We start from the raw sequence: 23,252 nt of genomic DNA, 5'->3' as shown, positions 1-23,252 counted from the left end.
GGCTGAATTTTTCGCGGAAGGGTCCGGTTCAACAAGGAAAACCCCTGACACCGGTGGTGTCAGGGGTTTTGGTCTCCGGGAGCCCGCTTCGGGGATCTCCGCGGTGTGCTCCGGGACAACCTGTTCCCTTTTTTTACTATCTTTGTTCTGTTCAGCGGGAAAATCGAGTATGAAAAAGATCATCACCTTCGGAGAAATCATGCTGCGGCTCACGCCGCCCGCCCGGTTGCGTTTCAACCAAACGAAAATCTTTCAGGCCAGCTACGGCGGCAGCGAAGCCAACGTCGCGGTGGCACTGGCCAACTACGGACTGCCGTGCGAATTCATCACCTGCCTGCCCGACAACCGCATCGCCGAAGCCTGCATCGACGACCTGCGCAGCTACGGCGTCATCACGGAGCACATCCTCCGCAGCGGACAGCGCCTCGGACTCTACTACATGGAAGAGGCGGCGGCCATGCGCTCGTCGCAGGTAGTCTACGACCGGGCCGGCTCGTCGTTCGACACCCTCCGCCCGGGGATGATCGACTGGGCGGCGATCTTCCGCGGCGCCGCGTGGTTCCACTGGTCGGGGATCGCCGCGGCGGTGAGCGCCTCGACGGCGGAGGTCTGCGCCGAAGCCATCGCCGCAGCCCGGCAGGCCGGGCTGACCGTCTCATGCGACCTCAACTACCGCAAGAACCTCTGGAAATACGGCAAAACGGCACAGGAGGTCCTGCCGCCGCTCATGGCGCAATGCGACTTCTTTTTCGGCACGGATGACGAATACGAACGGATCCTCGGGCTGCAACTCCCGAAATTCGAAGCCCGGGACGCCGCCTACCAACCCGACACGGCGGGCTACGAAGCGGCTTCGCGACAAGTGGCGGAGCGTTTCCCGGCATGTCGCGGCATTGTCTTCGGACTGCGCAGCGTATTGAGCGCCAATCACCATCTGATCTCCGGAACACTCTACACCGACGGACGGCTCTACACGTCACGGGTCTATGATGTCGACTGTGTGGTGGACTGCGTGGGAGTGGGCGACGCCTTTGTCGGTGGATTGGTCTACGGATTGGCCTGCCACGCCGGCGACATGCAGTTCGCGCTGGATTTCGGCACGGCGGCCTGCGCCCTGAAAAACACCGTGCCGGGCGACTACGGACAATTCACGGCCGAAGAGACGGCCCAACTGGCCCGCGGCCCGATCAACGGCCGTATCGCCCGCTGACCCCGGTTTAAGAAACCGGGCCCCTTTAAGAAAGGGGTTTTAGGGGCTGCGGGACCTTTGTGGGGTTTCCGAAACCTTTACCCGCGTCGACAGCCGCCGCACTTTGCTTGGAGCGGAAAAAGAATCTTCGGAAAACCGAGCGCCCGGAACGGGAGGCTGTAAAGGCTTGATCTTACTGCACCCGTTCAGCGAGGAGTTCCGAAGATTCCCGCGAAAAGCAACTTGCGGCTGGTTTTGGTGGCACCTTTTGACACCAAAAGGTGCCGGTTTAAGAACCCGGTTTCAGCGGCAGAGGTGTCAGCGAAGAGTTTCCAAAGCAGTTCCTCGCTTCAACCGCCGGAAGCGGGTAAATGCTTCGGGCTCCTTGTAAGGTTCCGCAGCCCCTAAACCCGGTTAAGAAAGGGGAGCCCGGCTCCACTTCCGTGGGCCGGGCTTTCCGTATCATCGGATTCCGAACCGACTATTCGATACCCTTTGCCTGTTTGTAGAGGGCGTTGTAGGTGTTGTACTTGTCCATGATGCCCGGTTCGTCGCGCAGACGGAAGCAGAGCGATTTCAGGAACTCCAACGTATCCACATCCTCGGGTTTGATCTCATGAGCCTTCTCGAACCAGGGCACGGCGGCCAGATAGACCTCATTGACGGCTTTCAGATCCGTGTCGTATGCGGACTGGCTGCTGTACTGCTTCTCGTTCATCTCCTTATTGAGCGCATCGCCCTTGATCGTGTAGAAGACTCCCAGATAGTAGTTACCCTCGAACAGGTCGGGTTTCAGCTCCACGACCTTCTCGAACGACTCGATGCTCTTGTCGTAATCTTTCAGGGCATAGAAGATCCGTCCGCGGCCGAACCACAGGTCGACATTCGTCGGGTTGTCGGCAATCGCCTTGTCGATCAGCGCCACGAGGTCCGCGGGGTCACCGACACCCTCTTCCGACGTATAGAGCTGCATCAGACCGTCGAGGATCCGCTCGTTCTTCGGGAACTTCTCGATACCGGTCAGCAGCGCCTGCTTGGACTTCATGACATTCTCCTGATCGGCAGCCTTCTGGCCGTAGTAGCAGTGGAAGAGGTAGTAGTAGATATTGCCCTCCTCGTCGGCATAGCCCTGGTCGATGGCCTGTTGCAGGTAGTTGCCGCCCCGGACGAACGACTCCGCGTTGTTCGCACCGTCGACCGTCAGCAGGTAGCCCGCATAGTAGAGCAGCGCCGGATCGGCCTTGCCATAGGCCGGGCTGGACTGCGCCTCATAAGCCGTAACATAGGCATCCGCAGCTCCGGTATAGTCCCCGGAGTCGATGCCGGCATTGCCGACCTGCGAGCAGAAGTCGCTGACCTGCTGCAAGCCCTGCTTCACCTTGTCGGCGCTCTTCGGGTCGAGCTCATAGGCCTTGTTGTAGGCTTCGATGGCCTTCCGGGGCGCATCCTTGATCACCCATTTGGTCTGCTTCCACGTAGCGACCTTGTTGTCCTTGATGTAGGCCGTGAACCAGGGATAGACCCATGCCGTGTACTGCACGCCGTTGAGCGTCTCCTGCGAGGTTGACTTCGGATCCCCGACCGTCAGTTTGAGCATCGTGGCCTCCATGTTCACGAAGAGGTTCTTCGTCGGCTCGACTGCCACCTCATAGAAAGCCTTGCCGCGGTTGATCCACGTTGCGGACTTCGAAGCCTTCTTCTCGTTGGCGATGTCGGCATCGCTCTTCTCGATCTTGGCGAGGAGAGCCTCCTTGTTCACCTTCTGGGCCTGCACGGCGGGAACTGCAACGAGCAGCGCCGCGAGAGCCGTCAAAATCGTCTTTTTCATACGAATTGGAATTAAAAGTTTTTCAGTTGTTTTCCCTGTTCATTGCTATTCTTCCGCGGAGCCGTCGGTCCCGGGAGCCGCCGTCGCGGACTCCGCATCTGCGGAGATCCCGGCCTCCACGACGCCTTCGGGAGTTCCGCCCTCCTCCGCGGCCGGAGTCTCCTCCTCGCCGGCGGCCGGAACGGCCATCACCGAAGCAATGGCGTCGCCTTCGCGCAGGTTGATGATCCGCACGCCCTGCGTGGCTCGCCCGGCGAGCCGGATCTGCGACACCGCGGTGCGGATCGTCAGGCCCGAACGGTTGATGATCATCAGATCGTTGTCGTCCGTCACGGCCTGGATCGAGATCAGCTTGCCGGTCTTCTCCGTGATGTTGATCGTCTTGACGCCCTTGCCGCCGCGGTTCGTGATGCGGTACTCGTCCAGATCGGTACGCTTGCCGTAGCCGTTCTCGCTCAATACCAGCACGTCCTGCTTCGAGTCGGGCTCCACGCAGATCATGCCCACGACCTCGTCGCCCTCGTCGATCGAGATGCCGCGCACACCGGCGCCCACACGCCCGATCGGACGCACCGTCGTCTCGTTGAAGCGGATCGCCTTGCCTTCACGCGCCGCGATCATCACCTCGGCCTGGCCGCTCGTCAGCTTGGCCTCGATCAGCTGGTCGCCCTCGCGGATCACGATGGCGTTCACACCGTTCTGACGCGGCCGCGAGTAGGCTTCGAGCTTCGTCTTCTTGATCGTGCCGTCCTTCGTACACATGATGATGTAGTTGTTGTTCACATACTCCTCATCGTTCAGACGCTTCACGTTGATATAGGCGCGTACCTTGTCGTCGGGCTCGATCTGGATGACGTTCTGGATCGCGCGGCCCTTCGACGAACGCGTACCCTCGGGGATCTCGTAGACTTTCAGCCAGTAGCAGCGTCCCTTCTCCGTGAAGAAGAGCATCGTGTTGTGCATCGAGGCCACGTAGATGTGCTCGATGAAGTCCTCGTCGCGCGTGGCACTGCCCTTGGCCCCCACGCCGCCGCGGTTCTGCGTGCGGTATTCGGCCAGCGGCGTGCGCTTGATGTAGCCCATGTGCGAGATGGTGATCACCATGTCGTCGTCGGCATAGAAATCCTCCGGATTGAACTCCTCCGAGGCATAGATGATCTCCGTGCGGCGCTCGTCGCCGTATTTCTCCTTGATTTCCAGCAGCTCATCCTTGACGATCTGCATCTGCATGGCCACGCTGGCCAGCACCTCCGTGAGGTGGGCGATCAGGGCGGTCAGCTCGTCGCGTTCGGCGATCAGCTTGCCGCGTTCGAGTCCCGTCAGGGCGCGCAGGCGCATCTCGATGATGGCCGACGCCTGGATCTCCGAGAGCTCGAAGCGCTCCATCATCGCCTGCTTGGCGGCATCCGGCGTCTGCGACGAACGGATGATATGCACGATTTCGTCGATGTTGTCCTGCGCGATCAGCAGACCCAGCACGATGTGCAGACGCTCCTCGGCCTTGCGCTTGTCGAAGCGCGTGCGGCGAACCACCACGTCGTGGCGGTGATCGATGAAGTGTCTGATCAGGTCGCGCATCGACAGCAGCTGCGGCCGTCCGTTCACCAGCGCGATGTTGTTCACGGCGAACGACGTCTGCAACGGCGTATTCTTGAACAACGTGTTGAGCACCACGCTCGCCACGGCGTCGTGCTTCAGGATGATGATGATCCGCAGTCCGTTGCGGTCCGACTCGTCGTTGATGTAGGAGATGCCGTCGATCTTCTTGTCGTTGATCAGGTCGGCGATCTTCTTGATCATCTCGGCCTTGTTGACCATGTAGGGGATCTCCGTGACGACGATGCACTCGCGGCCGCTGGGCGTATGCTCGATCTCGGTCTTGGCGCGCATGATCACGCGGCCGCGGCCCGTCAGCATCGCCTCCTTCACACCCTCGTAGCCGTAGATGAGGCCTCCGGTGGGGAAATCCGGGCCCTTGACGTAGTGCAGCAGCTCCTCGCCCGAGATCTCGGGGTTGTCGACATAGGCGCAGCAGGCGTCGACCACTTCGCCCAGGTTGTGCGGGGCCATATTGGTGGCCATACCGACGGCGATACCGCTGGCTCCGTTGACGATCAACAGCGGGATTTTGGTCGGCAGGACCGTAGGTTCGGGGATCGTATCGTCGAAGTTGAGCGTCCAGTCGACGGTCTCCTTGTCGATATCGGCCATCACCTCGTCGGTGATCTTCTTCATGCGGGCCTCGGTGTAACGCATGGCCGCAGGCGAGTCGCCGTCCATCGAACCGAAGTTACCCTGCCCGTCGACCAGCGGGTAGCGCATCGACCACTCCTGGGCCAGGCGCACCATGGCGTCGTAGACCGACATATCGCCGTGGGGGTGGAACTTACCGAGCACGTCGCCGACGATACGCGCCGACTTACGGGTCGGTTTGTCGGAGTAGAGGTTGAGCTCCGCGCTCATATCGTAGAGGATGCGTCGGTGTACGGGTTTCAGACCGTCGCGCACGTCGGGCAGGGCCCGCGACACGATGACCGACATCGAGTAGTCGATGTAGGCCGACTTCATCTGCTCTTCGATATTGATGGGGATAATACGCCCCACCAAACCGGCATTCTTTTCTTCTTCTGTAAGCATCTATCTCTTCTATAAAACCGATTGCGCTCGCGGGTCGGCGTCGGAGCGTCTGCCGCCCCTCGGTACAACCCGCCAAATAACGAACAAAAATAGTAATTTCTTGCGATCCGGGCAACTTTGGGGGATAAAATCGCACGCGCGTGCGATATTTTTCAGGGAACATGCCGTTTTTTGGCCCTTTTCGGGCGATTTGAGGCAAAAAAAATTTTCACCCGACAGAGGGTCGGGAGAAACGGTCTGGAGGATGGTCCAATTCGCACAAACCCTCGGCCTCTCATCAAACCAACGACTTAAACCACGGAGGCAGTTTGCAGAAAGAACGGCAGTTTTTGCCGGGAAAAAGAGGGTTGTCACATTTTTTTTGCTATCTTTGTCGTAGGGCCATACCTGACCCGGGACATACTGAAAGAAGCGTTATGCTTATCTCGAAGTCGGGAACGTAGGAACTTCAAGACTATTCAGAGAGAAAGGCGTAATGGTTCTCACGCGTATAGCGTGGGCTGCTATTACCACATCTCTGAATAAAGGTTTTCCTACGACCTTCAAGTTTAGACGTGGCATTTGCGGCACCACGCTTCTTGTTTACAAATGACCGCCGGAGGAGCCGCCAGCGGGACAAAACGACAACACCTATGAAGAAATTTTTATGCGTAGCCATTGCTTTCGTCTGCACTACGGCTTTGCAAGCGCAAGAAACGGAAAAAGACGTCACAGAATTTCTCGGTATCCCGGTCGACGGATACAAGCCCGCCATGATTGAAAAGCTGAAAGCCAAAGGGTTCACATCCACCACATGGGACAAAGATGTTTTGGAAGGCGAGTTCAATGGAACCGATGTCTATGTACAGGTTGTAACAAACAACAATAAAGTCTATAGAATCATGTTGGCAGATAAAGCCCCCCGTGGTGAAACAGATATCAGAATCCGATTTAATTTGCTTTGCCAACAATTCGAAAACAATCCGAGATATACATCTTTGAGTGAAGACCAAACTATACCTGAAGATGAAGATTTCGCCTATGAGATGGCCGTCCACAATAAACGCTATGAAGCCATATTTTACCAGAAACCTCTGACTGATCTGACTGATTCGCTATCGCTCGCCAAAAGAACCCAACTTATCACAAAAAAAGTTCAATCAGATCTATTACATAAATACACTCAAGAACAGATAGATAACCCGTCAGAAGAAATTCTATCAGAAATTTTCAAATTAACGGCAAAATATTCGGTAGAATATGAGGTAAACATGCTGACCAAGAAATCTGTTTGGTTTATGATTTCAAAGCCATTGGGTAAATACCATATATTCATGTTCTACGATAACGAGTACAATAAAGCCAACGGAGAGGATCTCTAACGCTCTATCAACAACAGACGACGTGCCGCCATATTTTTAACGAACCTACTGACAATCCGCTCCGCCATTCGACAAGATTAACGGAAGTCGATGAACTCGTACCCCTCGAAGCGGCTCCGCTCGAAGCGGGCAAGCGGTCCCGCCAGCGGCGCGACACGCCGCACCACAACCCGGATGCGTTCGCCGTCATAGTCGTAATCGAGCTGCTCGGGACGCATCGTGGCGGTCGAGACCGTCACGGCGACCGTTCCGGCCGAGGCACCGCTGCCCTCCACCGGAGTCAGCCGGACCACGGCCTTGCCTCCCGTTTCGGAGAGGAGTTCGGCGCGGTAATCATCGCCCAGAAAATCGAACGCCCGCACGGGGTTGTTCAGGATGTTGCGGCTCGTGGAGTCGACTCCGGCAATCGTCACCTCGCGGCGGGCGTTGTCCACCTCGTAGCGGACCGTGCCGTCGCAGAAAACCTCGGCATCGCCCAGCGTCAGGAAATAGCCCTGCCCCTCGACGGCATAACTGCCTGCGGTGCGGTACTCCCCGGCCTCGACCGTGAAGTCCACCTCATACCCTTTCATGGCGCGGAACCCCGCGGCAAGCCTTTCGAGAATCTCCCCGGCGCGGTTCTCCGCCGCACGGACCGTGCCGCACAGCAACACCGCCAAAAGCAACCATCGTTTCATCTTCGGAATCTCTTTTTTTCGTTTTACCTGCCGGCTGCCCTCCGATGTCTCCGACAACCGACGCCTTATCACGCCCCACGACCGACCGGAAACCGACCCCGACGCCTTATCACGCCCGACGCCCCACGACCGACCCCGTAAACCGGACCCCACGGCCCACGCCCCACGGCCCGACGCCGGCCTACGACACCCCAAGCTCCTGCAACTTGGCTTCCAGCGAGGGAAGGTCGTAGAAGAGAATGTCACGGGGCTTGGCACCCTGCTGACGGCCGACGATGCCGGCCCGTTCGAGCTGCGTCATGATGCGACCCGCACGGTTGAATCCTACCTCGTAGTTGCGCTGGATCATCGACGTCGAGATCTGACCGCTCGACACCGCATCGCGGGCGATCTCGGCGAAGAGCGAGTCGTACTTCACCGGCGCCGAGGACTCCTCGCTGCCCATCTGCACCCCGTCGTTGCTGTCGGGCGTGTAGTCCGGCAGCGCATAGGCCTCCGTATAGCCCTGCTGCTTGGAGATGTAGTCCGTGATGCGCTCGACCTCCCTCGTCTCGACCAGCGCACACTGGATACGGGTCAGCTCGCCGTCCTTCGAGATGAGCATGTCGCCGCGGCCGATCAGCTGGTCGGCGCCCGGACGGTCGATGATCGTCCGCGAGTCGATCATCTGCATCACGCGGAAGGCGATACGGGCCGGGAAGTTGGCCTTGATCTTGCCCGTGATGACGTCGACCGACGGACGCTGCGTGGCGATGATCAGGTGGATGCCGATGGCGCGGGCCTTCTGGGCCAGACGCGTCACGGGCGTTTCGACCTCCTTGGCCGTCATGATCAGGTCGGCGAACTCGTCGATCACCACCACGATATAGGGCAGATAGCGGTGTCCGTTCATCGGATTCAGCTGCCGCGCCACGAACTTCGCATTGTACTCCGCGATGTTCCGCGCCCCGGCCCTCTTGCAGAGTTCCAGACGCGTGTCCATCTCCGTGCAGAGGGCGTTGAGCGTATAGACGGCCTTCTTCGGGTCCGTAACGATCGCCTCCTCCTCGGACTGCATCTTGGCCAGGAAGTGGCGTTCGATCCGGGCGTAGAGCGAGAACTCGACCATCTTGGGGTCGATCATCACGAATTTCAGCTGCGCGGGATGCTTGCGGTAGAGCAGCGACGTGATGATGGCGTTCAGTCCCACGGACTTGCCCTGTCCCGTGGCACCGGCCACGAGCAGGTGCGGCATCTTCGTCAGGTCGAAGACGTAGTTCTCGTTCTGGATCGTGCGCCCGATGACCACCGGCAGCTCGGCCTTCGACTCCTGGAAGCGCAGCGAACGCACCGCCGAATACATCGAGACGACCTGCTTGTTGCGGTTCGGGACCTCGATGCCGATCGTCCCGCGGCCCGGGATCGGCGCGATGATGCGGATGCCCGACTCGGCTTTGAGGCTCTGCGCAATGTCGTTCTGCAAGCCCTGGATCTTCGAGATCTTGACGCCCTGCGCCTGCACGATCTCGTAGAGCGTCACCGTCGGGCCCACCGTGGCCTTGATGCGCTGGATCGGAATGCCGAAATATTTGAGCGTCTCCTCGATCTTGGTCTTGTTCTCGAAGATCTCCTCGTCGGAGACCTCCGAATCCGAAATATAGTCCTCCAACAGCGTCACGGGCGGCTTGCGGTAGTTCACCAGGTCTTTCAGCGGATCGTAGCTCTCCGTGGGGATCGACTTCGCGTCGACCAGTTTCGCCGCATGCTCCTCGACCGTCACCACCAGTCCTTCCGGTGCGGCCGCAGGCGCTCCCGTTCCTGTCTCCGCGAATGCCGGCCCCTCCGCCCCATCCGCGCCGGACGCTTCCGGCTCTCCGGAAGCCGCTCCGGCGACGCCGACCGCGCCGGGAACCTCCTCCGCCCCGAAGGGCTCCGTGGCTCCCGACGGGCTGTTTTCCGCCTCCGACGCGGACTGTGCCGCCTCCGGGACGTCGTCTCCGACCGTGATCTCGATGAACGGATCGTCCGGATCCGCCGTCGGGCGTCCGCCCGACGGATTCCGGGGTGCCGGGCGTTCCAGCTCGACCAGCCCGCCGCGCCCCATTACCACACGTCCTTCCGGATGCGAAAGATCCACTTCGGTGAACTCCCCGTCCGCAACCGCGGCTCCGGCCGCCGGCTCCGGCTCCGCAGGCGCTCCGACCGGCGTACCGTCGGGCAGCAGCTCCACGAAGGGATCCTCCGCCGCCGGGCGTTGTACGCCCGTCCGCGGCGACACCGGAACCGGTCCGGCACCTTCCGGATCCCCGGCGCGCTGCACGGCCGGGCGCTCGACCTGCAAACCGACCGGACGACGTTCCGACGGCTCCGTGCTGCTCCTCTCCGCGGATTCCGGACGCCGGATCCCCGCATCCGTCGCGGACTCTGCTCCGGAGCGCTGCCGCGCAGTCGGTTCCGCAGCCGCGGCTGCCTCCGCTCCGCGCACGCCATTCGCCGCGGCATCCGCCAGCGGCGTCGGTCCGTCGAGCGGCGTATCCTCCCCGCCGCGCGGGTGGATCACCTTGCTGCGGACCGTATCGACGATCTTCTCGCTCTGATCCACGAGGACGTTGCCCGCCCGGTTGACCTTGTTGATGAAGTTGCGGTTGATGAAGACGCCCGTCAGGATCCACCCTCCGACAAGCAGGATCAGCGTCCCCAACGAGCCGATGGCCCCCGGCAGCAGACCGATCGCCGGGGTTTCGCCGAAGGGGCGGCGGCTGGCCATCAGGTTGCCGAAGGCGCCGCCCAGCCCCGTGCTCGAACAGAGCTCCCAACGGGTGTCGAGCAGGAAGCCCAGCGTCATCGACCCGAGGATCATGACGAGGAAGAGCGAAAGGATCGACTGGTTGAGCCGCAGCGGCTGCTGGCGGATGATCCGCAGACCGATGAGGATCAGCATCACGGGAATCAGGATCCCGAAAATGCCGAACGAATTGTCGACCAGCAGGCGTCCGAGCCGCGCGCCGAGCGGTCCGCAGGGGTTTTCGATCTCGGCGCCGAGCAACTCGCGGTCCTCGGCGGTTTTTTGCAGGACGCTCTGGTCCGCGTCCCAGCTGAAAAAGGAGAAGAAGACCGCCGCGGCAGCGAACAGACCCAGACACAGCACCAGCAGACCCGCAATCCAGCGGGCGCTGTCGCGATTCGAACGCTGCACGTTCTGCCGTGCGTTGGTGGATGTATTGCGGGATGCCATTTTCCTGAATTTCGTCTTGATTCTATCGAACAAAGATACGGTTTTTTTCCGAGATTCCGGGCCCCGAAGGGGTGAAAATGGAGAATGTGCCGTCAGAGGGATTCCAAAGCCTTCTGTTCGAGGCGCCGGCGGTAGGCTTCGTCGGCGAAGGTCTGGAAGTCGAACGCCGGGCGGTGGTCCGCTGCGGCCCGCAGTCCGTCGCGGTCGAGCAGCTGCACGACGCGCCTTGCCACGGCCGGCGACGGGTCGACGATCGCAACGCCCCGCCCCGCCACAACGCGATCCAGAACGGGAAGCAGGAAGGGATAGTGCGTACACCCCAGTACGATCTGGTCGGCGCCACGCGCCAGCATCGGTTCCACAGCCGCACGCACGCACGCTTCGGCTTCGGGAGTCGACTCCCGATTCCCCTCGACCAGCTCCACGAACCCCCGGCCGGGCACCATCAGCACCTCGATTCCCTCGCCGTACTTCGCGGCCGTATGGCGGAACAGCTCTCCGTCGAGGCTCCGCTCCGTGGCCAGCACCCCCACCACGCGGCTGCGGGTGGCCAGGCAGGCGGGTTTCACGGCCGGTTCCATGCCCACGATCGGCACCCCGGCGTATTTCGCCCGCAGGAAGTCGATCGCCGCGGCCGTCGCCGTATTGCAGGCCACGACGACGAGTTTGCACCCCGCCCCGACGAGCCGCCCCACGGCCTCGTCCGCCAGCCGGCGGATCTCCTCCCGGGGCCGCGAACCGTAGGGGCAGTTCTTCCCGTCGCCGAGGTACGTCAGTGACTCTCCGGGCAGCATGCGCCGGATCTCGCGCCAGACGGTCAGCCCGCCCAGCCCCGAATCATAAACGCCTATGGGTGCATTGTTCACGGCTCCGAGTCTTTGAAAATCAACGTCCGACGTGCGCCACGATCCGCTCCACCAGTTCGTCGTCCGGAAGCGAATCGCACGCCAGAATCAGTTTCGCCCGGCTGTAAAAAGGCTCCCGCGAGGCCATGTCCCGCGTCATGAAGGCCACCAGCTCCTCGTCGTTCAGTCCCTGCAAACGCGGACGCTTGCGGCGTCCGTAGGGGCTCAAACGGCCGGCAATGTTCTCCGCCGAGCGGCGCAGGTAGACCGTGCAGCCCGCGGCGTTCATCCGCGCCATGTTGTCGCCCCAGACGGGCAGTCCGCCCCCCGTGGAGATCACCGCCGAGTCGTTCCCGGCGATGGCCGCATCGAGCACCTCGCGCTCGATCTCGCGGAAGCGCTGCTCGCCCTCGTAGCGGAAGAGGTCCGAGACCGTGGCCCCCTCGCGCTCCTCGACCCGCGCGTCGGTGTCGATGAACGGAACCCCCAGACGCCGGGCCAGCCGCCGCCCCAGGGTGCTCTTGCCGCAGCCCATGTAGCCCACCAGAAAAATGAGTCCCATCACGTCAGAAAAGATTCAGTTGTTCGGGGTCGATCATCTGCTCGGCATCGCCCTTCGGGCGGTCGATCTCGAAGGCCACGCCCCCGGATTCCGAACCCGTGCGGGGCAGCCCCGCATCCGAGACAATGCCGCCCGACGAAGCCTCCTTCGACGGCTCCTTCGCGGAGGTATCCTCCGAAACCGCATCCGCTTGCAGACCGTCATCCGGGGTCTCCGTCAGCATGTCGCCGTCGAACGCCTCATCCTCCGACGACTCGGGCTCGGGCGGAAGCTCCGGCTCGATCATCCGCAGCGTATCCACCTCGTAGGTGGTCAGGCGTTTGCCCTTCGCGCGGTGGCTCTTCACGCCGACGAACTCGTCGACATCCACCAAATCGGCCGGACGCGAGGCATGCGCCCCCTTGTAGGTGATTTCCAGCTTCGCTCCGGCGCGCTCCGTCATGCAGACGAACCGGTCCTCCGGGTCGAGGAAGTCCTGCATGCGGTCCGACAGCTCCGCCGTGAAACGCTTCATGTAGTAGTATTGCTGTCCCTGATCGTAGTAGCAGAGACTGTACACCCGGTCGGGCGAGTAGCGCCCCACGTAGGTCGTATCGTCGGGGAAGTGCTGCCCGAGGTCGTAACCCGTGATGTAGTACTGGTTCTTGGCCGTCCAGACGATCAGCTTGTCGTCGCCCTTGAACTCGCCCAGCAGGCGGCCCCGCCCGTCGGCATTCAGCCGCCGCACATCCTCGTCGAACCAGATGTTCTGACCGCCCAGCGTCGACGTCCCGCGCTCTTTCAGCACGATCTTGTGGATCCCGTAGCGCGAGAAGAGGTTGCCCTGGCTCTGGCGTCCCTTGATCGCAAGCGTCGAGAAGTCCAGATCCACGATCACCTTCTTCAACCGCGGGCGCGGCTTGAAGTAAACCTTCAACACCTCGGCCTCACCGTTCGGATTCACAGACATATACAGAATCTCGCTCTTCGGCGTGCCCTTCGTGATGTCGTACTCCTTGTCGCGCGTGATGCCCTTGATCGCGCAACGCTTCATCATGATCGGGCCGTTCTTCCCGTCGCGGTACAGCACGTTGTAGATCGTCCGCTCGTCGTTGCGCTTGAAGACCCCGATGTAGTAGATCCCCTTGTCGAAGAAGGCCTTGTCGCTCACCTTCGTGATCACGTAACGCCCGTCCTTCGTGAAGACGATCACGTCGTCGATGTCCGAGCAGTCGCACACGAACTCCGCATCCTTCATCGACTTCCCGATCCCGAAGAACCCTTCGGCACGGTCCACGTAGAGCTTCGCGTTCGTCACCGCCACCTTCGTCGCCTCGATCGAGTCGAATTCGCGCAGCTCCGTGCGCCGTTCGCGCCCCTTGCCGTACTTGTCGCGGATCCGCTCGTACCATGCCACCGCATATTCGGTCAGGTGTTCCAGATTGTATTGCGTCGTCCTGATATCCTCCTCGATCTGCCGGATCTCGTTGTCGGCCTTCTCCGAATCGTAGCGCGAAATACGGATGAACTTCAACTCCGTGAGCCGCTGCACGTCTTCGAGCGTCACCTCCCGCCGCAACCGCTTCTTGAAGGGTTCCAGACCCTTGTCAACGGCCGCATAGGCCTCCTCGCGGGTCTTGCAGCCCTCGATCAGCTGGTAGAGCTTGTTCTCAATGAAGATCCGCTCCAACGACGCCGCATGCCACGCCTCGTTCAGCTCCCCGAGCCGGATTTTCAGTTCCAGACCCAGCAGCGACCGCGTATGTTCGGCCGAGCGGCGCAGGATCTCCGAAACCCCCAGGAAGTGCGGCTTCTCGTCCCAGATCACGCAGGCGTTCGGCGCGATCGACACCTCGCAGTCCGTGAAGGCGTAGAGCGCGTCGATCGTCTTGTCCGACGACTCGTCCGGAGCCACCTGGATGATGATCTCCACCTTGTCCGCCGTATTGTCGTCCACCTTCCGGATCTTGATCTTCCCCTTGTCGTTGGCCTTGATGATCGAATCCTTGATCGACTCCGTAGTGGTCGTATAGGGAATCTCCGTGATGGCCAGCGTCCGCTTGTCGATCTTCGAGATCTTCGCACGCACCTTCACCGTACCGCCCCGCAGTCCGTCGTTATAGCGGCTCACGTCCGCCATGCCGCCCGTCGGGAAGTCCGGGTAGAGCTGGAACTCGCGCCCCTGCAAATGGGCGATCGCCGCGTTGATCAGCTCGTTGAAGTTGTGCGGCAGGATCTTCGACGCCAGACCCACGGCGATGCCGTCCGAGCCCTGCGCCAGCAGCAGCGGGAACTTGATCGGCAAAGTCACCGGCTCCTCCTTGCGGCCGTCGTACGACAGCATCCACTCCGTGGTCTTCTTGTTGAAAACCACGTCGAGCGCGAATTTCGACAGCCGCGCCTCGATATATCGTCCCGCTGCGGCCTCGTCGCCCGTGAGGATGTTGCCCCAGTTGCCCTGGCAGTCGATCAGCAGGTCCTTCTGGCCCAGCTGCACCAGCGCGTCCTTGATCGAGGCGTCGCCGTGCGGGTGGTACTGCATGGTCTGGCCCACGAGGTTCGCAACCTTGTTGTAGCGCCCGTCGTCCACCACCTTCATCGCGTGCAGGATCCGTCGCTGGACCGGTTTCAGGCCGTCCTCGACGTGCGGAACGGCGCGTTCCAGAATCACATACGAAGCGTAGTCCAGGAACCAGTTCTTGTACATGCCCGTCAGCTTGCGCACGTCGCCCTCGTCCTGCGTCAGGCGGTCGAATTTCCCCGCCTTCGCCGGCGACGAGGAGCCCGGAGCATCATCCGCAGGCGCTCCGTCGGACATTCCTTCGCTCTCCTCCACCCCGGCATCCGCCCCCAGCTCCGCTCTCGGTTCCGTCCCCGCGTCCTCCTCCGCATCCGGGGTCGAGGTATCCCCGTCGAACGCCTCCTCCGGTATCAGATCGTCTCTATCCTTGTTCTTTGCCATAGTCGCTTAACTGATTTTCAGATCCTGCTCCACGAGGTCCTCCTCGATGCGCAGATTGTCGATGATGAAGCCCTGCCGCTCGTAGGTGTTCTTGCCCATGTAGAATTCCAGCAGGTCGTGGATCGGGTCGTCCTTCGTGATGCGCACCTTGTCCAGACGCATGTTTTCGCCGATGAACTCCCGGAACTCGTCCGGCGAAATCTCGCCCAGACCCTTGAACCGCGTGATCTCCGCATTGGCGCCCAGTTTGGCGATCGCACGCTGGCGCTCCTCCTCCGAGTAGCAGTAGAGCGTCTCCTTCTTGTTGCGCACGCGGAACAGCGGCGTCTGCAACACGAACAGGTGCCCCTGACGGATCACGTCCGGGAAGAATTGCAGGAAGAAGGTCATCATCAGCAGCCGGATGTGCATCCCGTCGACATCGGCATCCGTCGCGATGACCACCTTGTTGTAGCGCAGGTTGTCCATGTCCTCCTCGATGTTCAGCGCCGCCTGCAACAGGTTGAACTCCTCGTTCTCGTAGACCACCTTCTTCGTCAGCCCGTAGCAGTTCAGCGGCTTGCCCCGCAGCGAGAAGACCGCCTGCGTGCGCACGTCGCGGCTCTTGGTGATCGAGCCCGACGCCGAGTTGCCCTCCGTGATGAAGATCATCGACTGTTCGGCCAGTTCGTTCCGGTCCGTGCGGTGGATCTTGCAGTCGCGAAGCTTGCGGTTGTTGAGCGACACCTTCTTGGCCGTCTCCCGCGCCTTCTTCTGGATCCCCGAGATCGCCTTCCGCTCCTTCTCGTTCTCGACGATCTTCTTTTGCAGGATCTGCGCCGTCTCGGGGTGCTTGTGCAGGTAGTCGTCGAGGTGCTTGCCCAGGAAGTCCACCACGAAGTTGCGGATCGTCGGACCCGACTTCGACATCTCCTTCGACCCGAGTTTCGTCTTCGTCTGCGACTCGAAGATCGGGCTCGACACCTTGATCGAAATCGCCCCGATGAGCGACGTGCGGATGTCCGACGGATCGTAATCCTTGTGGTAGAACTCCTTGACCGTCTTCGCAATGGCCTCGCGGAAGGCCGCCTGGTGCGTACCCCCCTGCGTCGTGTACTGGCCGTTGACGAACGAATAGCAGCTCTCGCCGTAGCCCGTGCCGTGGGCGATCACCACCTCGATGTCCTCGCCCGAAAGGTGGATCGGCGGGTAGAGCGGCTCCTCCGACATGTTCTCGTTCAGCAGGTCCAGCAGGCCGTTCTTCGACGCATAGCTCCGACCGTTCAGCCGGATCGTCAGTCCCCGGTTCAGGTAGGTGTAGTTCCGGACCAGCTGCTCGACGTATTCCAAGTTATAGGCGTAGGGCCCGAAGACCTCCTCGTCGACCCGGAAGCGGATCTCCGTGCCGTCCTTCTCCGTGAGGCCGCTCTCCCACCTGTCGCTCTGTTCGAGACCCTTCTCGAAATAGACCGTATGGGCCTCGCCGTTGCGCACCGAACGCGCCGAAAAGGTGCTCGACAGGTAGTTCACAGCCTTGACACCCACACCGTTCAGACCGACGGTCTTCTTGAACGCCGCGCCCTCCTCGTCATCGTCGTACTTGCCGCCCGTGTTCATCACGCTCACCGCCGCCGACAGCGAATTGAGCGGAATACCGCGTCCGTAGTCGCGCACCGAGACCTCGTTATTCTCGACCGTGATGTCGATCTGGTGGCCGTAGCCGTTCATGTACTCGTCGATCGAGTTGTCGGTCACCTCCTTGATCAGCACGTAGATACCGTCGTCCGACTGCGTACCGTCGCCCAGCTTGCCGATGTACATGCCCGGGCGCAGCCGCACGTGTTCCCGTGGGGTGAGCGTGCGGATCGCGTCGTCGCCGTAGTTGTTTTGGTTCGTATTGAGTAAATCTGCCATAGTCTATCGTTGCTTGCGGATGTCGGACAGCGCCGCGCACATCGCATCGTGCACCTCCGTCATCAGTTCGTGCGGCTCCGTCGCCGCAACACGCTCCGCCGGAATCGGCGGAAGAACCCGGATCGTAATCCGGTTGCCCCAGTTGAAGAGCAGATTCTTCCGGATCAGCGTCCGCGTGCCGTCCAGCACCACCGGGAGAATGTCGACTCCCGCCTCGCGCGCCAGCGTAAAGGCTCCCGCCTTGAAGCGGTGGATCTCCCCGTCCTTCGAGCGCGTGCCCTCGGGGAAGATCGCAACTGACGCCCCGCGCGAAATCCACATCCTGCCCTTGCGCACCATCTGTTCCAGCGCCTCGGCCGCACGGCCCCGGTCGATGCAGATGTCGCCGTGCAGCACCAGGTACTGGCCGAAGAACGGAACCCGGAAGACCTCGCGCTTCGAAACCCACCGGAAGTTGAGCGGAAGGTAATAGAGCGTCGGGATGTCGATCACCGTGTTGTGGTTGATGACGATCACGTATTGTTTCCGGCGGTCGATCAGCTCCCGACCCTCGACCCGCTGGCGCCAGCGCAGCGGAATGAAGAAGAAGATCCGCACCAGAATGCGCGAGAGTTCGTGAACCACGCGACGCCCCCGGTCGAACGGGTAGCAGACGACCAGAGCCACGGCCGACAGGATCATGAACACGGTGCACAGAAGCACCAGAAACAAATAGTATAAAGCACTCAACATAAGGCGGTTGTTTTCCGACCGGAAGCGCCCCGAAAACCGGACCGAATCCCAATCAATCTGCAAATTTAGCAATTATTTCCCGGGTTTCCTACCCCTCCGCGCGCCCTTTTTTCAACAAAATTTTCACGCAATGCCCCCTTTTATACATAGGTCAAAAAGATTTTTTGAAAATTAAGGTACTATGTATTGCAAAGTACAAAACTTTTTACATATCTTTGTGTCGTAAAATAAAACGTCGCACAAATTACAAACCCGCAATCCTCACGCAGCATGAAAAAGTGGATCCTCCTGATCGTAACGCTTGCCGTAGCCGCCGCATCGGCCCTCGCCGCAAGACTCTGCCCCGCCGTCGGGCGCGTCGTCGACGAACAGGGAAAGGCCGTCGAATACGCCTCGGTCGTACTCCTCAAAGGAACCCAGCAGGTCGTCGGAATGGCCTCCGATGCCGACGGACGGTTCGAATTGAAGGTCGCACCCGGTGAATACACCCTCCAGATCCAGTACCTCGGATTCGATCCCGTGAAACGCATCGTCCGCGTCGAACAGAACAACGACCTCGGAGAGATCGTCATGCGCAACGCCGCCACCCGGATCGAAGGCGTCGTCGTCTCCGCACAGCTCGTGCGCCGCGAGGCCGACCGCTTCGTCGTCGACGTCGCAAATGCTCCCTCCGCCATCGGAAAGGACGGTATCGAACTCCTCGAACATGCTCCCGGCGTCTGGATCGACGGCGAGAAGATCTCCATCAACGGCAAAAGCGGATCGAAGGTCTACATCAACGACCGCGAACTGCGCATGGACGACGAACAGCTGCTCACCTACCTGCGCTCGCTGCGCGCCGAGGAGATTCAGAAAATCGAGGTCGTGCCCGTGACCGGTGCCGACTACGACGCCGATTCGTCGGCCGGCGTCATCCGCATCACCCTCAAAAAACGCCGCGAAAACGGGCTCAACGGTTCCGTCGCCTTCAATACCGCGCAGAGCGGTTACATCGGGTCATACAGCCCATCGGCCAACATCAACCTCCACTCCGGACGGCTCGACTTCTACGCCTCGGCCTGGGGGTATCTGGACAACAGCAAGACGATCTCCGACGAAAAAACCGTCTACAACGCCTCGAACAAGGGGCTGACCGCCCGCTCCGAGGGCACGAGCAACGACCGCAATTTCGGGATCAATGCCGGAAGCATCCTCGAAATCGACACCAGGAACAGCATCGGCGCCGAAGTCGAATACTGGCGCAACCGGTCCTGGGGCCCCACCGACACCGCCACCGATCTGGGCGACGGCCAGCAGACGGCCAACACCCGGAGCCGGTTCGACAACCACAACTACGGAAACAACTACACCGTGACGTTCAACTACATCCACAAGCTCGACACCCTCGGTTCGACCGTCAAGCTCCTGGCCGACTACACGCGCCGCGACTCCGACGCCGGAAACGACAACACGAGCCGCACGACCTCCGCCGACGGCACGCTCGACTCACTCTACCGCGACAACGCCGCGAGCATCTACGATGTCGCCACGGCAACCCTCGCCCTCGAAAAGAACTTCTCGCCCCGCTGGTCGCTCAAAGCCGGCGCCAAGTACACCTTCAACGACATGCGCAACAACGCCCGCTACGAATATCAGAAGAACGGTGCCTGGCTGCGCAACGACGAGCAGAGCTACACGGTCAACTACACCGAGAACATCGCGGCGGCCTACGCCACGGCAACGGCCCAACTGGGGCGTTGGAGCCTCGTGGCCGGGATCCGCGGCGAGTACACCCTCACCCACGGCAAGAGCGGCGACATCCGTCAGAACTACTTCTCGCTCTTCCCCAATGCCAACATCTCCTACGCCCTCTCGCAGGAGAAGGGACACTCGGTCATCCTGCAATACGCCCGCACGATCCAGCGGCCCCGTTTCTGGTGCCTCAACCCGCAGCGGTGGCAGATCTCCGACTACACCTACCAGACCGGCAACCCGTCGCTCGACCCCGCCTTCCAGAACGACCTGAACATCACGTTCGTCCTCGCCGGGAAATACACCCTCACCGGCGGCATGCAGATCGTCGACGGCGAGATCCAGCAGACGATGCTCGCCGATCCCGACGACCCCGACATGTTGCGGATCGCCTGGGTCAACTTCGACGCCACGACCAACTACTACGTGACGGCCAACCTCCCGTTCCAGCCGGCCAAGTGGTGGCAGCTGAACCTCAACGCCGTCTACATGCGCCGCGGACAGCGCGTCGAGCAGCACGGCGCCCAGCAGCACTTCAACTGGGCCTTCGTCAACGCATCGACCACCTTCAACCTCCCGGCCAAATTCTACATCGACCTCTCCTACGCCTACCAGAGCCGCATCGACCTGGGCAACATCTGGGTCATGCCCAACCACTTCCTGCAAGCCGGCGTCAAGAAGCGGTTCGGTGAGCGGTTCGTCCTCTCCTTCTCGGCCCGCAACCTCCTCGACCAGGGGCAGAAGGTCGGTGCCGCGGGCGACGGATTCGTCCGCACGGTCAACATCCGGCAGGCCTGGGGGAAGATCCAGTACCGCTTCGGCGTGACGTGGAACTTCAAGAGCGGAAAGGCCTTCAACAGGAAATCCGTAGAAGCGGGGTCCGCCGAAGAGAAAAAGCGGTTGTAACAAAACCCCGGAAAAAGATGGCGGCCGTCGGGAGAGTTCCCGACGGCCGTTCCGTTTCAGCAGGTCGGATCGAATCAATGGCGATGATGCAGGCGCGGCAGCGGAAGACGGTGCGCCCACCGCACCGCCCAGCGCGGAAGCCGCGGGCGCCACATCCAGCGGGCCAGGTGCGTCACCGCATTCGGGACATGCAGCGACTGACCCGCAATGATCAGCGTTACGGCCGTCAGGATCAGCAGGACTCCGGTGCCGATGCGCGGCGTGAAGGCCTCGCCGAAAACCGCAACGCCGAAAAACAGCGCCGTGACGGGTTCCAGCGCTCCGAGGATCGCCGTCGGTGTCGAGCCGATGCGGCGGATCGCCCCGGCCATCGTCACCAGCGAGATGATCGTCGGGAATAGTGCCAGCGACAACGCATTGATCCACAGCGATCCGCGCGGAATCTCCTGCAAATCGACGCCGCCCCGCAACCGCACGACATAGACCAGCGTGCCGAAAAGCAGGCAGTAGAAAGTCAGTTTCTCGGTCGGGAGGTTTTTCAGCGACGAGCGGTTGATCCCCACGATATAGACCGCATAGGAGAGCGACGACACAAAGACCAGCACGACGCCCGTCAGGTTGAGCGTCGAGCCGTCACCGCCCCGGTAGAGCAGCGAGATGCCCGTGCAGGCCAGTGCGATCGAGAAAACCGTCGTGAAGGTCACCCGTTCGTGGAAGAACGCCGCCATGATCACCGCCACCAGCACCGGGTAGACGAACAGCAGCGTCGAGGCGATGCCGGCGTCCATGAAGTTGTAGCTCTCGAAGAGCGTCAGCGACGACACCGAGAAGAGGATGCCCATCCCGGCCAGCGGCACGATGTCGCGCCGCGAAAGCGCAAACGAATGACGACGCACGAGCATCAGCGCTCCGAGCATCACCACTGCCAGCACATAACGGTAGAAGAGCACCGAATCGGCACCCAGCCCCGCCCCGTAGAGCGGCAGGGCAAAGAGCGGATTCATGCCGTAACTGGCCGCGGCAACGGCCCCGAGCACGTAACCGCGGGTACGTTCGGAGCGCATTTTCAGAACTGCACCTGCGGAACGCGCTCCGCGCCCTCCGATGCCTCGAAATAGGGCTTGCGTTCGAAACCGAACAGCCCCGCCACCAGATTCGCCGGGAAGCGGCGCACTGCACGGTTATAGGTCTCGGCCGCACGGTTGAAGTCCTGACGCGCCACCGTGATCCGGTTCTCCGTACCTTCGAGCTGCGCCTGCAATTCGAGGAAGTTCCGGTTCGCCTTCAAGTCGGGGTAGTTCTCCGCCACGGCGATCAGGCGCCCCAGCGCCGAACGGACCCCGGCCTGCGCCTGCTGGTACTCGGCCAGCCGCTCCGGCGTCAGATCCTCGGCCGAGAGGTTGATCGACGTGGCCCGAGTGCGCGCCTCGGTCACCTCGTTGAGCGTCTGCGACTCATGCTCCGCATAGCCCTTGACCGTGCTCACCAGATTCGGGATCAGGTCCGCACGGCGCTGGTACTGCGTCTCCACGTTCGACCACGCGCTCCGAACCCGCTCCTCCTTGTTCACGAATCCGTTATATTTCACATAAAAGAAAAGCGCAACTACGGCTACAACACCGATCCAAATCCACTTTTTCATCGTTCTATCTGTTTTTGATTCATTTTTCCTTTTCCGCATCCCGTCTCCGGAGCGGGCCGCTCCCGGGCGGGTGCTCACCGCCGCTTACCAGCGCGAGCCGGCACCTCCGCCACCGAACGAACCCCCGCCGAAGCCGCCCCCGAACGAGCCGCCGCCCAGACCGCCGAAACCGCCCCCGCCGATGATCATGCCGCCGCCCCGGCCGCCGAAACGGTCGTTCCGATAGCTGCGGAACCGGCGCCGGAAGCGTTTGCCGCAATGCGGGCAGAGGTATTCGCACTCTTCGAGCCGGTACTCCGGCGTAATGTCCAGCGTCCGCTGCGAGACCTGTTTCAAGGTACGACGCCCGCAGTTCGGACAGCGGTGCCGCCCGTAGCGGTTGGCCAGCCACAGCAGCAGCGGCACGACCACAAAGACGCTCCCGACCAGTGCAAGGGCCGCCCACCACGGAAGGTCGTCCGTCCCGTCCCCGCTCAAATCCGGTTCGCCGCCTTCGAGCACCGCGGCCGCAGCCTCGACCCCGGCGACCATTCCCGCGCCGTAATCCCCCGCACGGAAAAAGGGCAGCATGCGCTGCATCTGGATCCGTTTGCACAGGGCGTCGGGAAGGATGCCTTCGAGACCCCCGCCCGTGACGAAGCGGATCTCGCGCAGTTCCTTCACCAGCAGGATCCCCAACCCGTTGTTGCTCCGCGCGGAGCCCACGCCCCACTGCCGGAAGAGTTCGATCGCGAACGAGAAGGGATCGCCGCCCGCAATATCGTCCACGGCCACTACGGCCACCTGCGCCAGCCCCCGGTCGCGCAGCGACCCGCAGATCGAGTCGAGGCGCACGACCGTCTCCCTCGGCAGGATGCCGTCGGGATTCGAGACGTAGCGCCGCGCATCCCGCAGCTGGACGTTCGGGACCTCCTCCGGGCGCCACGTCCGGGCCGTTGCCGGGAGGGCAAGCGCCACGCCAAGCAGGAGCGCCCCTATAACAGGTATGATGCGTCGGTTTGTCATATCGCTGCCGCAAAGATAACGAAATATTCGCCCCCTGCAACTCCCGGACCGGAGACGCATCCGTTCCGGAGACAAAAAAAAGCGCCCGC

General features: G+C 61.5%; 15 protein-coding genes. 3 read left to right on the top strand and 12 right to left on the bottom strand.

Annotation, left to right across the window (positions count from 1 at the left end; all coding sequences use genetic code 11):
- Positions 1-169 precede the first annotated feature (169 nt).
- Positions 170-1,210, top strand: a complete 1,041-nt coding sequence (locus B5G16_RS07880) for a sugar kinase (RefSeq protein ID WP_087263000.1) — start codon at positions 170-172, stop codon at positions 1,208-1,210.
- A 460-nt stretch (positions 1,211-1,670) separates the two neighbouring features.
- On the opposite strand, the gene B5G16_RS07875 is transcribed toward B5G16_RS07880, so the two are convergent.
- Entirely contained in the window at positions 1,671-3,017 is a 1,347-nt protein-coding gene (locus B5G16_RS07875; RefSeq protein ID WP_087262998.1) for a tetratricopeptide repeat protein, read from the bottom strand.
- Positions 3,018-3,062: 45 nt separating this feature from the next.
- Positions 3,063-5,654 carry a DNA gyrase subunit A gene (gene gyrA / locus B5G16_RS07870; RefSeq protein ID WP_087262996.1) on the bottom strand — a complete coding sequence of 864 codons (2,592 nt, stop codon included), beginning with the start codon at positions 5,652-5,654 and terminating at the stop codon, positions 3,063-3,065.
- A gap of 632 nt (positions 5,655-6,286) precedes the next feature.
- Here gyrA and B5G16_RS07865 point away from each other — a divergent pair.
- The gene (locus tag B5G16_RS07865) at positions 6,287-7,015 is read left to right on the top strand and encodes a hypothetical protein (protein WP_087262993.1); all 729 of its coding nucleotides are present in this window, start codon (positions 6,287-6,289) and stop codon (positions 7,013-7,015) included.
- A gap of 77 nt (positions 7,016-7,092) precedes the next feature.
- On the opposite strand, the gene B5G16_RS07860 is transcribed toward B5G16_RS07865, so the two are convergent.
- The 7 genes from B5G16_RS07860 to B5G16_RS07830 form a co-directional block, all read right to left on the bottom strand.
- A complete protein-coding gene (locus B5G16_RS07860) occupies positions 7,093-7,692 on the bottom strand; it encodes a LolA family protein (RefSeq protein WP_239406031.1) in 600 nt (199 codons plus the stop codon).
- 181 nt (positions 7,693-7,873) lie between these two features.
- On the bottom strand, positions 7,874-10,906 hold the full coding sequence (locus tag B5G16_RS07855) for an FtsK/SpoIIIE family DNA translocase (protein ID WP_087262990.1): 3,033 nt from the start codon (positions 10,904-10,906) through the stop codon (positions 7,874-7,876).
- Between the two features lie 92 nt (positions 10,907-10,998).
- A complete protein-coding gene (gene murI, locus B5G16_RS07850) occupies positions 10,999-11,772 on the bottom strand; it encodes a glutamate racemase (RefSeq protein ID WP_087262987.1) in 774 nt (257 codons plus the stop codon).
- Positions 11,773-11,791: 19 nt separating this feature from the next.
- On the bottom strand, positions 11,792-12,313 hold the full coding sequence (locus B5G16_RS07845) for a shikimate kinase (protein ID WP_087262985.1): 522 nt from the start codon (positions 12,311-12,313) through the stop codon (positions 11,792-11,794).
- Between the two features lie 4 nt (positions 12,314-12,317).
- On the bottom strand, positions 12,318-15,110 hold the full coding sequence (locus B5G16_RS07840) for a DNA gyrase/topoisomerase IV subunit A (RefSeq protein WP_442856543.1): 2,793 nt from the start codon (positions 15,108-15,110) through the stop codon (positions 12,318-12,320).
- A 150-nt stretch (positions 15,111-15,260) separates the two neighbouring features.
- Entirely contained in the window at positions 15,261-17,147 is a 1,887-nt protein-coding gene (locus B5G16_RS07835; protein WP_087262980.1) for a DNA topoisomerase IV subunit B, read from the bottom strand.
- A 3-nt stretch (positions 17,148-17,150) separates the two neighbouring features.
- Positions 17,151-17,879, bottom strand: coding sequence for a lysophospholipid acyltransferase family protein (locus B5G16_RS07830; protein WP_087262978.1), 729 nt, complete (start codon positions 17,877-17,879; stop codon positions 17,151-17,153).
- Positions 17,880-18,149: 270 nt separating this feature from the next.
- On the opposite strand from B5G16_RS07830, the gene B5G16_RS07825 reads away from it, so the two are divergent.
- Entirely contained in the window at positions 18,150-20,516 is a 2,367-nt protein-coding gene (locus tag B5G16_RS07825) for an outer membrane beta-barrel protein (RefSeq protein ID WP_087262977.1), read from the top strand.
- 74 nt (positions 20,517-20,590) lie between these two features.
- Here B5G16_RS07825 and B5G16_RS07820 read toward each other — a convergent pair whose 3' ends face one another.
- From B5G16_RS07820 to B5G16_RS07810, 3 genes are all read right to left on the bottom strand, one after another.
- The gene (locus B5G16_RS07820) at positions 20,591-21,580 is read right to left on the bottom strand and encodes a DMT family transporter (protein ID WP_087262974.1); all 990 of its coding nucleotides are present in this window, start codon (positions 21,578-21,580) and stop codon (positions 20,591-20,593) included.
- A 2-nt stretch (positions 21,581-21,582) separates the two neighbouring features.
- Entirely contained in the window at positions 21,583-22,158 is a 576-nt protein-coding gene (locus B5G16_RS07815; protein ID WP_087262972.1) for a LemA family protein, read from the bottom strand.
- Positions 22,159-22,242: 84 nt separating this feature from the next.
- A complete protein-coding gene (locus tag B5G16_RS07810; RefSeq protein ID WP_087262969.1) occupies positions 22,243-23,163 on the bottom strand; it encodes a TPM domain-containing protein in 921 nt (306 codons plus the stop codon).
- Positions 23,164-23,252 lie beyond the last annotated feature (89 nt).

The sequence above is a fragment of the Alistipes sp. An66 genome (assembly GCF_002161445.1).
Classification (GTDB): Bacteria; Bacteroidota; Bacteroidia; order Bacteroidales; family Rikenellaceae; genus Alistipes; species Alistipes cottocaccae.
This window is presented reverse-complemented; position numbering and strand designations above follow the sequence as displayed.

What these genes read in the sequence shown, in the direction of transcription:
- B5G16_RS07880 (WP_087263000.1), top strand. Translation starts at nt 170, where the DNA reads ATGAAAAAGATCATCACCTTCGGAGAAATCATGCTGCGGCTCACGCCG.
- B5G16_RS07875 (WP_087262998.1), bottom strand. Translation starts at nt 3,017, where the DNA reads ATGAAAAAGACGATTTTGACGGCTCTCGCGGCGCTGCTCGTTGCAGTT.
- gyrA (WP_087262996.1), bottom strand. Translation starts at nt 5,654, where the DNA reads ATGCTTACAGAAGAAGAAAAGAATGCCGGTTTGGTGGGGCGTATTATC.
- B5G16_RS07865 (WP_087262993.1), top strand. Translation starts at nt 6,287, where the DNA reads ATGAAGAAATTTTTATGCGTAGCCATTGCTTTCGTCTGCACTACGGCT.
- B5G16_RS07860 (WP_239406031.1), bottom strand. Translation starts at nt 7,692, where the DNA reads ATGAAACGATGGTTGCTTTTGGCGGTGTTGCTGTGCGGCACGGTCCGT.
- B5G16_RS07855 (WP_087262990.1), bottom strand. Translation starts at nt 10,906, where the DNA reads ATGGCATCCCGCAATACATCCACCAACGCACGGCAGAACGTGCAGCGT.
- B5G16_RS07845 (WP_087262985.1), bottom strand. Translation starts at nt 12,313, where the DNA reads ATGGGACTCATTTTTCTGGTGGGCTACATGGGCTGCGGCAAGAGCACC.
- B5G16_RS07840 (WP_442856543.1), bottom strand. Translation starts at nt 15,110, where the DNA reads ATGTCCGACGGAGCGCCTGCGGATGATGCTCCGGGCTCCTCGTCGCCG.
- B5G16_RS07835 (WP_087262980.1), bottom strand. Translation starts at nt 17,147, where the DNA reads ATGGCAGATTTACTCAATACGAACCAAAACAACTACGGCGACGACGCG.
- B5G16_RS07830 (WP_087262978.1), bottom strand. Translation starts at nt 17,879, where the DNA reads ATGTTGAGTGCTTTATACTATTTGTTTCTGGTGCTTCTGTGCACCGTG.
- B5G16_RS07825 (WP_087262977.1), top strand. Translation starts at nt 18,150, where the DNA reads ATGAAAAAGTGGATCCTCCTGATCGTAACGCTTGCCGTAGCCGCCGCA.
- B5G16_RS07820 (WP_087262974.1), bottom strand. Translation starts at nt 21,580, where the DNA reads ATGCGCTCCGAACGTACCCGCGGTTACGTGCTCGGGGCCGTTGCCGCG.
- B5G16_RS07815 (WP_087262972.1), bottom strand. Translation starts at nt 22,158, where the DNA reads ATGAAAAAGTGGATTTGGATCGGTGTTGTAGCCGTAGTTGCGCTTTTC.
- B5G16_RS07810 (WP_087262969.1), bottom strand. Translation starts at nt 23,163, where the DNA reads ATGACAAACCGACGCATCATACCTGTTATAGGGGCGCTCCTGCTTGGC.